Raw genomic sequence first — 12,793 nt, 5'->3', positions numbered from 1 at the left:
CCCGGACCGGTATGAAGATCCAAGGCCTCGGAGCTCCCCAGCTCCGGGGCCTTTGCTTTGCCGGTTACATCTGCTTGGTCTCCGAGAACGTCGCTTCGAGCGCGTGGACGATCGCCAGACGCCGGTTCGGGAACTTGCCCGCCTCGACGGCGCGGTCGATCGCCGATCGCAGGTGTGCCGGCACCCACACGTTCGTCTCGACCTCGCCGGAGGCCTTTCGCTGCTCGCGCAAGCGTTTGACCCGGGCTTGAGACGCCATGTTGGGCATCAGCATCCTCCTGTGTGGCGCGACTCGTAGCGCGTTACGAGTCGTGGACCGATTCTCTCGGCTGACGCAAGGGCTACCGGAAAATGGACCGGGGACGCAAGAGAAGTCAGCGGTGATTTATCTACCGGCGCCTTTTGGAACCCCCGGCCGGAGCGGGTGTTCGCGCAGGTGAACGCCATGCCGCAGGCCTGGACAAGCTATGCGGTATCGTGGTTCTCTAAGGCCGTTCGGGCTCTTCGACCGTGCCCAGAACGCTTCAGGAAGGCCGGCTGCGATGGGTGCCCCTCACTCGCAGCCGGCCTTTCGTGTTTCAGGGCCTGCCATTCGCATAAGCTAAATTATGGAACCTAACGCCCCTTCCGCACTGTGTGACTGAGATTGCGATTACAGAGAGCGCCAGGGAATATCGAACCTCTCACCCGGAAAACGGGTTCCATAACGCGAAGCGAACGATTTTTAGGACTGTGTGCCAAGGCGTTAACGTTTCGGTCCGAACTTCGACGGAGGTTTCGGTCTGGGCAGCGGCGGCCATGGTAGTTTCGCCCCACCGGCATCGGGATCCCCTTCCCGCGCAATTAGCGCATGAACCTCGGGGCGGTCGCCCATCTCGGGGTTCCAGTCCAGAATGCAGCCCGGTCCCCATTGTCGACCACGGCCTTCCATGAACCGCACCCCGCGGTCGTTCAGCGCCTTGCCGATCAGTCCGAGGGAATGGTCCGCGACCGGCGGCTGGCCGTCTACTGCTTCACATCGTCGTATGGTCTTTTCGCTGACACCTGAGCACTCGGCCAATTCAGTAAGCGATAACCGCAGCGCGGCGCGCGCCATGCGGATCTGACAACCTTGCAGCCGCAAGCAGATCAACCTTCAGTAAAATTCTAACAACCCCAGGTGGCAATTTGATTCGGGGCCTTCGCTAGGCCACCTTAACACCACCGGGCGCTACGAGTCGCATACCCGAAGCGTCAGGCTAGGGCTACAGATGGCATGACACAGAAATTTTATTAGGCACAACCTAAGTCAGTGTTGACTTATCCGTGAAATTCAGGCTTGTAGACTCCGGCGCGATACCTGCATCGCAACCCGAGCTCGAGCTGCTATATCGAGATCGCAAGAGCATCGAGAAAATCGAAACCGAAGCGATCATACAATGGTGATCAACCGAGCAACCATAGCAGTTCAGGAGACAAAAAATTTGACGACGAAGCCAGTTCAGCGCCCGTATGAAAACACGACGATGGCTGTGTATCTGCGAAATCAGATCGACAGCCTCGGTGATCTTGGCATAAATCAGCGGGAGATCGCACTCGCCGCCGGCTACGACAAGCCGAACATTCTTTCCATGTTTAAGCGCGGCGAAACGAAGGTGCCGCTGAATAAGACCCTCGTGCTGGCCAAGGCGCTACGCTGCGACCCGAGCTTCTTCTTCCGTCTAGCCGCTCAGCAGCCCGATATGCCGATAAGCGCGGCTGAAATCGACAAGATTTTCCCTAACTTGGTCTCGGCCGGGGAGATGAAGGTCGTGAGCGCGATCCGGCAGGCGACCGGCGGCGCGGACGTTGATCCGACCGAGGAGCAGCTCGAGGCCGTCGGAGACCTGTTCCGAGTTAAAGACCGCCGGGGCGTCTCCCCAGTGCCGAAGTCGCTCTAAACCATATACGCAACCGCGCCCGGTCCGGGCGCGACATCGGAATGCCAGCCAGCCGCCCAAAAGGGTGGCTCAATTTTTGACGCGTATAGCAAGTCAGCAATGACTCATGTCCCTGGGAATAGGCGGAAGCGATGAAGACGTCCAACGAGATCCTGAACCTCATCCCGACGCCTCCGGCGATCGAGATCCTGGCCGAGGAGTTCAACCCGGTGATCCACAAAGTGGATCAGATTGACGCCCTCGAGCAGGTTGCACTCCTGCGGGAACAGAATTTCACCAACGTCGGCCAGACCGAACTCCACAGCGGTGTTCATCCAGTCTACGGCCGCTGTATCATCATGATCTCGGACGCATCTGCGTCTATCATTCCATTCGCGTAACCAATTTACGTCGTCTATACAGTAGTAAGTCACTACTGACTTGGAGAGACAACTTATGAATGACGAGGTGCGGATCCTGCGAGAGGTTGTGGTGAAAGTCACCCAGCTCCTCGCCGGGATGGGTCTCAAGGTAACGCAGCGGGGCACCAAGGCGTTCGTCGGCACCAACCGGGCCACCCACAAGCCCGAGGTGGTCAACATCCCCTACCTGCCGGACAACGCGAGCAAGGAGCTGATCCTCGCGATCCAAGGCTTCATCGACCACGAGGTCGCCCACATCCTCGAGACCGACTTCTCGGTGCATGCCGCGATTGACAAGGCGCAGAGGGACTTCCCCCACCTGCGCGCGATCTGGAACACCCTTGAGGACACCTTCATCGAGCGCCAGATGTCCCGGCGCTTCGCGGGCTCGGGCTTTAACCTCCAGCAGCTCCACCGCTTCTTCATCTCCGACATTACCACGCCGGTCTACACGGCAGCGCTCGCCAAGGGCGACGTCGACACCGCGTTCTCGGCGCTGTTCGTTCCCGCCTTCCGCGCCTACTCCGGCCAGCGGCTGTTCCAGGAGTTCATGGAGGCCGGCGCCTTCGAGGCTCACCCGGAGCTCGGGCCGAAGTTCAAGCGCCTCGCGCCGTTCGTCGCCGAGGTCGCCAAGCTCAAGAGCACCTGGGAGTGCTTCGAGCTCGCCAAGCGCATCAGCGAGGCCCTGAAGGCGCCGCCGCCCCCGCCCGCTCCCAAGATGCCCGCGCCGCCCCCTCCCCCGCCCTCGAGCGAGGATGAGGAGCAGCCCGAGGAGCAGCCCGAGAACGAGCCGCAGGGTGGGAACGGCGGCGAGGGTGACACGCCCGAGGACGAGGGTAAGGGTCCGGCCGAGGAGCCGAAGGACGAGCAGTCGGACGCTGGCAAGCCCGGTGAGAGCGACGACGCTGGCGAGGAGGACAAGGACGAGGATGCTGACGCTTCGGGCGATGAGGCTGGTGGAGACGAGGCACCCGAGACCGAGGACGACGAACCCGGCGAAGGGGCGGCTGGCGAAGGCGAGCTCGAGGGCCAGGACGATACCGGCGAGCCGAGCGATGGCGCCGCCGATGATGGCGATGATGCCGATAAGGGCGAGGAACCTGCGTCTGAGGACGATGGTGCCGGTTCGCCCGTGGAAGATGGCGACGATCAGGAAGGAGATCGTGGCGAGGAGGAAGGCGAGGTCGGAGCCTCTGGCGCTTCCGGTGAGCACGATGATGAGGACGATCACGGCGACGATGAGCCTAGTGAGACCGCTGACGCCGACGGCGAGGGCGGCGACGGATCGGACGAGGCTGATGGGGAGGCTGCGGACGGTGAAGGCGATGCAGCGGGCGGCGCTGATGCGGGCGAGGAAGACACGGCCGGCGACCAGGGTCCGGTAGAGCAGCACGACGAGGACGCCGAGGGCGAGGGCAACGACGACCCGAACGCCGGCGGCCCGGTCCTGCTGGTTGGTGGCGCTGTCGACTACGACGACGCGATCGCCGCCAAGATCGGCGAGGAGGCCCGCGACATGACCGCGAGCGCCGCCTACCGTATCTACACCAAGGACTTCGACGTCATCGAGCCATTCCCAACAGACATGGAGAACTACCAGGACGCCTGGCTGACGGCGCTCGACGACCGCACGCGCCAGTCGGTCGGCGTGATGCAGAAGGAGATCCAGCGCATGATGGCCGCGCGCTCTCAGAGCGTGAAGGTCCCGGGCTTCCGCTCGGGCCGCCTGCACACGGCCGGCCTGCACCGCCTGGCCGCGGGCGACGACCGCGTGTTCCGCCGGCTCCACGTCAACGTGAGCAAGGACGTCGCCGTCGGCCTCCTGATCGACAACTCCGGGTCGATGGAAGGCATCAAGGTCCAGACCGCGATGGAGGCGGGCTACGCGCTCTCGACCACCCTCGAGCGGGTCGGGATCCAGCACGAGGTGCTCGGCTTCACCACGAAGTGGCACCCCTGGGGCAAGGAGATCAAGGAGGCGCACGAGGCCGCGATCGCCGCCGGGATCCCCTACACCCGCTACGAGCCGATCTACATGCCCGTCTACAAGGGCTTCGACGAACGGCTGACCTCCGAGATCAAGCGCCGGTTCGCGGCCGCCCCGCACCAGGACTTCATGGGCTCGAACGTCGACGGCGAGAGCCTCGAATACGCCGCCTACCGCCTGCTGCGGCGCAAGGAGACCCGCAAGGTCCTCCTGGTGCTGTCCGACGGCAACCCGGTCGCCGACGGCGACGTGCCCGCGCTGCGCAAGCACCTCAAGGAGACGGTGAAGGCGGTCGAGGCGCGCGGCATCGAGACCGTCGGCATCGGCATCCTGACCGACGCGCCGCGGCACTACTTCCCCAAGTTCGCGCTCCTGAACAACGCGGCCGACCTGCCGAAGTGCGTGATGGGCGAGCTCAAGCGGATCCTGCTGAGCTGACAGCCGGATCGTCGCGGGACCCCGAAATGTAAGTCAGGACTGACTTGTGTCCCTCGACGAGATCAGCGATAACTGACTCGCACACAGAGAGCGCACCCAGCGCACAACCCAGGAGAGTTCCACCCGATGAACACGCCCGCCCCCGCAGCCCTGTCCGACGGCAAGATCGAGTGCCTGCTCGACGGGGCCCGCGTCCATGTCATCCAGGCGCACCTGAAGACGCACCACCCCGAATGGACGGTGGAGCGCTACCGCGCCACCTACCCCGACGCGCCGCTGCTGTCGCCGGCCGCCGAGAAGCGTCAGAAGGAGCGCCTCGTGGAGCAGAAGAAGGCCGCCGAGGACGGCACCGTCACACAGCTCGTGGACAAAATGCCGCTGGCGGCCGTGTTCGAGACCGGCGACGTGCCCGCGACCAAGAACAAGCGCGGCGAGCCGATCCTGATCTCGGTGATGAAGGGCCACGACGCCGAGGCGCTCGCCCTCGTGCCGGACGTCGACCCGAACTACGTGTTCAACCTCGACCTGGTGAAGACGGCGCTCATGGGCCTCGAGATGGGCATGAACGTCTACTTCTGGGGCTTTCACGGCACCGGCAAGACCACCGCCTTCGAGCAAGTCTGCGCCCGCACCAAGCGGCCGTTCATGCGGGTCCAGCACACCGCCAACACCGAAGAGGCGCACATCGTCGGGCAGTATGTCGTCCAGGCGGTCGAGCGCGTCACGAAGAACCAGGCGACCGGCGAGGACATCGCGGTGCTCTCCACCGAGACCGTGTTTCAGCCCGGCCCGCTCACGATCGCCATGCTCAACGGCTACGTCTACTGCGCCGACGAGTATGACTTCGCCCTCCCCTCGGTCCTGTCGGTCTACCAGCCGATCCTCGAGGGCAAGCCGCTGTTCATCAAGGACGCGCCGCCCGACATGCGGGTGATCCGCCCGCACAAGAACTTCCGCTTCGTGGCGACCGGCAACACCAACGGTGGCGGAGACGAAACGGGTCTCTACCAGGGCACCCAGATCCAGAACGCCGCGAACTACTCCCGCATGCACATCGTCGAGGAGGTTCCCTACATGGAGCCCGACGTGGAGACGGCCGTCATCGTCAGCCAGGCGCGCGTGAAGAAGGACGATGCCGCCAAGCTGGTGAAGTTCGCCAACGACATCCGCGAGGCGTTCAAGGGCGGCCGGATCGGCATGACGATCTCGCCCCGCGAGCTCATCACCGCGGGCCGGCTCGGCGTGATGCGCGGCGCCGACTACTCGGCCGGCCTGCGCCAGGGCTTCATGAACCGCATGAGCCGGGTCGACCGCGAGGCCGCCTCCCAGCTCGCGCAGCGCTACTTCGGGTAACGCCATGCGCGACACCCACCCGATCCAATGGGGCGACTGGAGCAAGGTCGTCGAGCGGTCCGCCTACCGCTACCTGAAGCGGGCGCACGCGGCCGGCGCGCGCACCGTGCTCCTGGCCGACTTGGTCTCGGAGCTGTCGCTCGCCTGGGTGATCGCCCGGGACAAGTTCGACCCGACCAAGGGCGTGCCGTTCGGGGCCTACCTCCAGCTCGGCATGCGCAACCACATCAACGCCTGGATCGACCGGCAGATCGGCCACTCCAACGCCCTCGACCTCGACGAGGATCACGGCGACGAGGACGGCTCCGACCTGCACGAGGTGATCGCCGACGGCAGCCCGCTCCAGGACGACGTGCTCGGCGACGCCCAGGAGTTCGAGCGCAACATCGCCCTCCTCTCCCCCGAGGCGCGCCAGTTCGTCGAGCTCCTCGCGAACCCGCCTCCGGCGCTCTACGAGGAGATGACCGCGATCCAGGCCCGGGCCGAGTTCGCCAACGCCCGCGGGATCCGCACCGGCGTGCCCAGCCACATCACCGGCTCGCTCGTCCTCGACCTGATGGGTGCGGACCGGGTCGAACGCAACCGCATCTACGGCGAGGTCAAAGGCCTCGCGCGGCAGATCCTTCGCTGAGGAAGTAAGTCAGTGCTGACTTCGATGCTCCGTCCGGGCTGCTTCGGCTTCGCCCTCGCCTATCGCGCGGAAGCGGCCGAGTGCATCTCGTGCCCGTTCGCCGCTGAGTGCGCGCAGGTCGGCGCCGAGCAGCTCACGCGGCGGCGCGCCGAGCTCGGCATCAAGCCCAAGGAGCCGCGCGCGCAGCGCCCTCCCCGCCCGCGGGGTCCCACGGAAGCGCACGCGACCGGCGTCTTGACCGAGGGCCTGCCCAAGAAGGTCGAGGAGCTGATCGGGCGCATCGAGCGCGCCGGCATCTCGGTGACGGCCGCCCTCTCGCGCGGCGAGAACCCGTTCACGACGAGCCCAGCCTTCCTGCGCGTCACCTGCCACCTGCTGCTGCACATGAAGGCCGGCATCGACCGGGCGACGCTCAAGACCGCCTTCATGCGCAAACTCGAATGGAGCGAGGGCACCGCAGCCGCCCACGCGACCCAGGCCTTCCAGGCGCTCACCGCGCTCGGCGCAGCCATCGAGCAGAACGGCCGCCTCACACTCAGGACGGAATGATGGGCCGGCTGGTCGATCTCACGGGCCAGACCTTCGGGCGCCTCACGGTAGAGGCGCGCGACGGCGTCATGGGTGGCAACGCCGCTTGGAGGTGCCTTTGCACCTGCGGCGGCTCAGCAAGGGCGGCCGGACGGGATCTCCAGTCCGGTCACACGTCGTCCTGCGGCTGCGCCAAGAACGAAGCGACGAGCGCCCGCTCCATCCGGCACGGGCACAGCAAGCGCTCACCCACCTACGTCTGCTGGTCCAACATGATCCAGCGGACGACGAACCCGAACAACGAGTCCTACAAGGATTACGGCGCCCGCGGGATCACCGTGTGCGAGCACTGGAAGACCTTCGAGAATTTCCTCGCCGACATGGGCGAGCGCCCGCGCAATCTGACGATCGAGCGGAAGAACAACGACGGCCCCTACGAGCCAGGCAACTGCGTCTGGGCCACCCGAAAAGTTCAAGCCAACAACCGGAGATCTCCATGCACGCGGTCCTAGCGGCTCGCACCAATTTTTCGATCGGCGAGAGCATCTTGTCGATCGAGAGCCTCGTGGACCGGGCCGTTGGAGCCGGCGCCAAGGCCGTCGGCGTGACGGACACCATGTCGGCGACCAGTCTGATCGAGCTGACCCAGAAGGCGCAGAAGGCCGGGATCAAGCCCGTCATCGGCTGCCGGCTCCGGCTCGTGGACGACGTCACCTGGCGCAAGACCAAGGAGGACAAGAAGGCGCCGCCGGAGTTCTTCGTGACCTGGTATGTTCTCTCCCAGGCCGGGCTGATGGCGCTCTACCGCCTGCTGTCGCTCGCCAACTCCGAGGAGCGCTTCTACAACAACGCCAAGCTCTCCTTCGACGATCTCTATGCAGAGCTTGCGAACGTGACTGCGGCAGACGTCGCAATCGCGACGAGCGACGCGCACAGCGTCGTCGCGCACAAGTCAGCGTCACAGATACTCACGAAGATTTCCGACGCTCTGAGCGCGTCTAATACGTTCTGCACGCTGGTGCCGATCGACACGCCCTACTGGGACACCCAGAACGTCAAGGCGCTCCAGCTCGCCGAGGAGCTCGGCCTGCCGACGCTGGTCGCCGCGCCCGCCCTCTACGAGGAGGGCAGCGCCGACGCGGCCGACATCATGAACGCCGTCACCCGCAACGTGAAGCTCACCGAGCCCTGGGCGTGGTTCAACCCGGTGCGCGACCTGCATCCGAAGACCCTGCAGGAGTTGGTGCGCGACGTGAAGGCGGCCGCCAAGCGGCTCGAGGAGTTCCGGGGCGTGCCGACCAAGGGGCGCTTCTCCGAGGGCATGAAGAACACCGCGCGCCTCGTCGACATGGTCACCTTCGCCTGGGCCAAGTCCGCGCCCTCGCTGCCGATCATGGCGCCCGACGAGTTCAAGGCGGTCGTCGAGGCCTGCACCAAGGGCTGGCACGAGCGCTTCACCGCCCCGGTGTTCGGGCACCGCCCGTCGAACCAGGAGCTCAAGGACGTCTACCAGCCGCGGCTGCGCTACGAGCTGACCGTGCTCAAGAACCTCAGCTTCTCGGGCTACTTCCTCCTGGTGCAGGACGTGGTCGTGTGGGCCAAGAGCCAGGGGATCCTGGTCGGCCCCGGCCGCGGCTCCGTGGGCGGCTCGCTCGTCGCCTACCTGATGGGGATCACCGACTGCGATCCGCTCCGCTTCGAGCTCCTGTTCGAGCGCTTCATCAACCCCGAGCGTATCGACCTTCCCGACGCCGACCTCGACTTCATGTCCGAGCGCCGGCACGAGGTGTTCCAGTATCTCATCCGCAAGTATGGCACCGCCCGCGTGGCCGGCGTCTCGAACTACGGGCGCCTGGGCGCCAGCTCGGCGATCCGGGACGTGAGCCGCGTGTTCGGCCTCAACGAGGAGCTCTATCGCTGCTCCAAGTTCGTGCCGAAGAAGCACGGCCAGCCGGTCAAGCTCGCCGAGGCCGCCGCAGAGGTGACGGAGATCGGCGCGTTCGCGGCCGGCAACCCCGAGATCTGGGACACGGCCAAGAAGCTCGAAGGCTGCCTGCGCAACCTCTCGCAGCACGCGGCCGGCGTCGTCGTCGGCGGCGTCGATCTGGTCGAGCGGGCCGTCATCGAGCGGCGCAAGGCGCCCTCGAAGCCGAAGGAGGGCGAGGAGCCGGTCCCGGATCTGCCGGTGGTGTGCTGGGACAAGCGCATCGTCGAGGACCAGGGCCTGGTGAAGATGGACATCCTGGGCCTCAACACCCTGGACCTGATCGCGCTCACCCTCGACTACATCCGCAAGCGGCGCGGCAAGAAGGTCGACCTACTGCGGATCCCGCTCGACGAGCCGAAGGTGCTCGACAACTTCGCCCGCGCGATCTCCACGGGCATCTTCCAGTTCGAGGGCGGCGGCATGCGGCGCCTGCTCAAGGAGCTGGGCAAGGACGGCACCATCACCTTCGACGACATCACGGCCGCGACCGCGCTCTACCGCCCGGGCCCGATGGAGTCGGGCATGATGGACAGCTACTGGAAGCGCAAGCAGGGCATCGAGAGCGTGGACTATGACCACCCGCTCCTCGAGCCGGTGCTCAGCCCGACCTACGGCGTGTTCGTCTACCAGGAGCAGGTCATGAAGGCCTCTCAGGTGATCGCCGGCTACTCAGGCGCGCAGGCCGACAAGCTCCGCAAGATCATGGGTAAGAAGCTCCCCGAGGAGATGAAGAAGGAGCGCGGCAAGTTCGTCGAGGGCTGTGTCGCGACCGTGGACTGCACGCCCGAGTGGGCCGGTCTGCTGTTCGACAAGATCGAGGGCTTCGCCGGCTACGGCTTCAACAAGAGCCACTCGGTCGAATACACGCTGATCTCCTACCAGGCGATGTATCTCAAGACCCACTACCCGGTGGAGTTCTTCGCGGCGGCGCTCACCCTGATGCCCCAGGACAAGCTGCCGGGCCTGATGAAGGACGCCGAGCGGATGGGGATCGAGGTGGATCTGCCCGACATCAACCACTCGACCAACCAGTTCGAGATCGTGACCGACACGCGGCTGTGCATGCCGTTCAACCGGATCAAGGGCATTTCGGCGCTGACCACCGAGGCCATCCTGAAGGCGCGGGGCGACGGGGCCGGCCCGTTCAAGTCGAAGGAGGACCTGACCGCCCGCGTCGAGCGGCGGCGCTGCAACGTCAAGCACGTCGGGCTCCTCGACCTGGTCGGCGCCTTCGCCGACATCGAGCCAGGCCAGCTACCTCGACGCCACCCGGACCGGATCAAGGACCAGCGCGAGCTGATCCCGGGGCTCATCACGGCCCACGTCCCGATCAGCCGCGAGATGCACCGCGACCGGGACAGCCGGATCAAGATCCTGGAGGTGTTCGCCGACTACTCGGACGGCTGCGCCGAGGACGGCATGCCGGTGAAGATGACCACGGGCAAGAACATGCGCTTCATGGTGATCCTCGACGCGCCCTCGAAGGGCGAGGACACCTCCGGCCGCATGAGCTACGACAACCGCGGCTCCTACTGCGTCAGCGAGTGGGTCCAGGAGGCGCTCGACGCCAACGACCTGTCGCGGGCCGACGCCTACTGGACCGCCCTCATCAAGCGGCCCAAGGCCGGCAAGCAGGTCTCGGCCAGCGAGATCGCCACCTACGGGCCCTACCTCGCCCGCGAGATCGAGATCCTCAAGCCGCCGGTGATCGTGCTGCTCGGCTCGACCACGGTCCGGCAGTTCATCCCCGACTTCAAGGGCAAGGCGTCCGAGGTCGCCGGCGAGGTCGTCTACCACAAGGGCCTCGACGCCAATCTCGTGATCGGCTTCGCCCCGGGCGAGATCTTCCACGACGCCTCCAAGCAGGCGAAGCTCAACGAGGTGTTCGAGGTGGCCGCCGCCCTCATGAGCGACTGATCGCGCCTGTCAAGCCCACACCGGCCGACGCGCCCCGAGAATGCGTCAGTCAATAGGCGCTCTTGGGGATACCGGGGACAAGAGACGGCCGACCCCCGCAAAACGGTGGATGTTGGGGACGAGACGCTCGGCCGGTTTTGTAGACTCGGAGTTGCCTGCTACATTGGCCTCGTTGGGTCTCCTCCCTACGCGACCCCCTTGGACCGAGGGTTAACGGCGAGTGCCGCCGCCGTCTTGAGAAGGCAGGGGAGGAGGTGATGCAATGTGCTGATGATCCCGCTTCTGCGGGTCACGGTTACACGAAACCCGAGCGGTGAGTGGTCTGTGACCATCACGCTCGGGCTCATGTAACGAGTAGCGCTGCCAGCTACCAACACCGAGGGACGCGGGCGGCCACCTGCGTCCCTCACCCCCTAAGATAGCACAAACGTCGATTTTTCAAACCAATTCAGCGCTGACTTATCTTGCTGTGGATGGCCATAGCTACCCACACCAGAAGCCAGCGCGACCCACGCAAAACCCGACGCGCGCTCGCTATAAAAGATCAGTCAGCACTTACTCACTCAGCGGAGGCAGCCATGCCCGCACACCAGCGTCCCAGCGTCGGACGCATCGTCCACTACCACCCCAGGGACGCCGAGCGCGTCTCGATCTCGGATCAGCCCTACGCGGCGATCGTCACCGGCGTGTTCGAGGCCGGCGACGGCGGCGACATCTGCTCGCTGACGGTGTTCGCGCCCGGCCGGAAGCCCGAGCCGCTGCCGGAATGCGTGCTCGAGGGTGGCCCGGATCAGCCGGGCACCTGGTCGTTCCCGCCGCGGGTCTGAGCCATGAGCGACGAAGCCCAGACCGACGAGACATCGGCAACGCCGCCGACGCCCCCTGCCCCGAAGCAGATCCAGGTCCGCAAGGTCCAGGTGAAGGACTTCCTGGCCGAGGAGGACCTCAAGGGGAAGCTCGCCTACTCGCTCAACGACCTGTCGAGCGCGATGGCCGATCAGGCGTCCCTGTTCGCCCACTTCGGCGTGCTGGCGGCCAAGGCCTCGCGCCAGGTCGACAACATCAAGATCCTCATCGAGAACCAGGAAGCCAAGGTGGATCGCGAGATCCGCGAGGCGATGGCCGTCCTCGGCGAGAAGATCACCGAGGGCATCGTCGAGCGGAAGATCGCCCGGCACCCGCAGGTGGTCGCCTTCAAGCGGGCGCTGAACGAGGCCAAGCAGATCGAGAAGGTCGCCAACACGACCCTCGAGGCCTTCCGGCACCGGCGCGACATGCTCGTGCAGGCCGGCGCCACCTCCCGCGAGGAGATGAAGGGCGAGCTGTCGATGGCGGCCAAGCGCGAGCTGGCCGACAACGCCAAGTCGGCCGCTGAGCGCGTCGGCGCCCGGGCCGCCCGCACGATGGCCGAGTCCGAGTGATGGTCGTCGGCGTCGCCCTCCTGGTCCTCGGACCCCTGTTCTGGATCCGCTCCCGGATCAAGAAGCCGCGCCCGGCCCTGCCGGCGCCCCGGCACCGGCCCTTCTGAGGGCACCCATTCCCGTATTCTCCCATTCGAGAATGCGCGAATTAGCGAAAAACCCAACAGGTGATCGCTATAACAGAGCAGCGACAGATGAAAGTCTTAGCAAG

General features: G+C 65.5%; 11 protein-coding genes. 10 read left to right on the top strand and 1 reads right to left on the bottom strand.

Annotated features, from left to right (window positions below):
• Nucleotides 1-64: 64 nt before the first annotated feature.
• Complete coding sequence (locus J3A75_RS33420) at nucleotides 65-268, bottom strand: hypothetical protein (RefSeq protein ID WP_209651177.1); 204 nt, start codon at nucleotides 266-268, stop codon at nucleotides 65-67.
• 1,195 nt (nucleotides 269-1,463) lie between these two features.
• Between J3A75_RS33420 and J3A75_RS33415 the strand changes: the two genes are divergently transcribed.
• From J3A75_RS33415 to J3A75_RS33370, 10 genes are all read left to right on the top strand, one after another.
• Nucleotides 1,464-1,919, top strand: coding sequence for a helix-turn-helix domain-containing protein (locus tag J3A75_RS33415; RefSeq protein WP_209651176.1), 456 nt, complete (start codon nucleotides 1,464-1,466; stop codon nucleotides 1,917-1,919).
• A gap of 131 nt (nucleotides 1,920-2,050) precedes the next feature.
• Nucleotides 2,051-2,299: a hypothetical protein gene (locus J3A75_RS33410; RefSeq protein ID WP_209651175.1), complete on the top strand. Its 249-nt coding sequence runs from the start codon at nucleotides 2,051-2,053 to the stop codon at nucleotides 2,297-2,299.
• Between the two features lie 55 nt (nucleotides 2,300-2,354).
• Nucleotides 2,355-4,745, top strand: a complete 2,391-nt coding sequence (locus J3A75_RS33405; protein ID WP_209651174.1) for a cobaltochelatase CobT-related protein — start codon at nucleotides 2,355-2,357, stop codon at nucleotides 4,743-4,745.
• A gap of 126 nt (nucleotides 4,746-4,871) precedes the next feature.
• Nucleotides 4,872-6,098, top strand: coding sequence for a MoxR family ATPase (locus J3A75_RS33400; RefSeq protein WP_209651173.1), 1,227 nt, complete (start codon nucleotides 4,872-4,874; stop codon nucleotides 6,096-6,098).
• Nucleotides 6,099-6,102: 4 nt separating this feature from the next.
• Nucleotides 6,103-6,729, top strand: coding sequence for a sigma factor (locus J3A75_RS33395; protein ID WP_209651172.1), 627 nt, complete (start codon nucleotides 6,103-6,105; stop codon nucleotides 6,727-6,729).
• A 12-nt stretch (nucleotides 6,730-6,741) separates the two neighbouring features.
• Nucleotides 6,742-7,278, top strand: coding sequence for a hypothetical protein (locus tag J3A75_RS33390; RefSeq protein ID WP_209651171.1), 537 nt, complete (start codon nucleotides 6,742-6,744; stop codon nucleotides 7,276-7,278).
• Nucleotides 7,275-7,769 carry a hypothetical protein gene (locus tag J3A75_RS33385; protein ID WP_209651170.1) on the top strand — a complete coding sequence of 165 codons (495 nt, stop codon included), beginning with the start codon at nucleotides 7,275-7,277 and terminating at the stop codon, nucleotides 7,767-7,769. The genes J3A75_RS33390 and J3A75_RS33385 overlap by 4 nt, the downstream gene beginning before the upstream one ends.
• On the top strand, nucleotides 7,754-11,161 hold the full coding sequence (gene dnaE / locus J3A75_RS33380) for a DNA polymerase III subunit alpha (protein WP_209651169.1): 3,408 nt from the start codon (nucleotides 7,754-7,756) through the stop codon (nucleotides 11,159-11,161). The genes J3A75_RS33385 and dnaE overlap by 16 nt, the downstream gene beginning before the upstream one ends.
• Before the next feature lie 578 nt (nucleotides 11,162-11,739).
• Entirely contained in the window at nucleotides 11,740-11,988 is a 249-nt protein-coding gene (locus tag J3A75_RS33375) for a hypothetical protein (RefSeq protein ID WP_209651168.1), read from the top strand.
• 3 nt (nucleotides 11,989-11,991) lie between these two features.
• Nucleotides 11,992-12,582, top strand: coding sequence for a hypothetical protein (locus J3A75_RS33370; protein ID WP_209651167.1), 591 nt, complete (start codon nucleotides 11,992-11,994; stop codon nucleotides 12,580-12,582).
• Nucleotides 12,583-12,793: the final 211 nt, after the last annotated feature.

Source organism: Methylobacterium sp. PvP105 (assembly GCF_017876975.1).
In the GTDB taxonomy this organism is placed as follows: Bacteria; Pseudomonadota; Alphaproteobacteria; order Rhizobiales; family Beijerinckiaceae; genus Methylobacterium; species Methylobacterium radiotolerans.
This window is presented reverse-complemented; position numbering and strand designations above follow the sequence as displayed.

Bases quoted from the DNA above. Each gene is read 5' to 3' on its own strand.
- J3A75_RS33395 (WP_209651172.1), top strand. From the start codon at position 6,103: ATGCGCGACACCCACCCGATCCAATGGGGCGACTGGAGCAAGGTCGTC.
- J3A75_RS33420 (WP_209651177.1), bottom strand. From the start codon at position 268: ATGCCCAACATGGCGTCTCAAGCCCGGGTCAAACGCTTGCGCGAGCAG.
- J3A75_RS33370 (WP_209651167.1), top strand. From the start codon at position 11,992: ATGAGCGACGAAGCCCAGACCGACGAGACATCGGCAACGCCGCCGACG.
- J3A75_RS33405 (WP_209651174.1), top strand. From the start codon at position 2,355: ATGAATGACGAGGTGCGGATCCTGCGAGAGGTTGTGGTGAAAGTCACC.
- J3A75_RS33375 (WP_209651168.1), top strand. From the start codon at position 11,740: ATGCCCGCACACCAGCGTCCCAGCGTCGGACGCATCGTCCACTACCAC.
- dnaE (WP_209651169.1), top strand. From the start codon at position 7,754: ATGCACGCGGTCCTAGCGGCTCGCACCAATTTTTCGATCGGCGAGAGC.
- J3A75_RS33385 (WP_209651170.1), top strand. From the start codon at position 7,275: ATGATGGGCCGGCTGGTCGATCTCACGGGCCAGACCTTCGGGCGCCTC.
- J3A75_RS33400 (WP_209651173.1), top strand. From the start codon at position 4,872: ATGAACACGCCCGCCCCCGCAGCCCTGTCCGACGGCAAGATCGAGTGC.
- J3A75_RS33410 (WP_209651175.1), top strand. From the start codon at position 2,051: ATGAAGACGTCCAACGAGATCCTGAACCTCATCCCGACGCCTCCGGCG.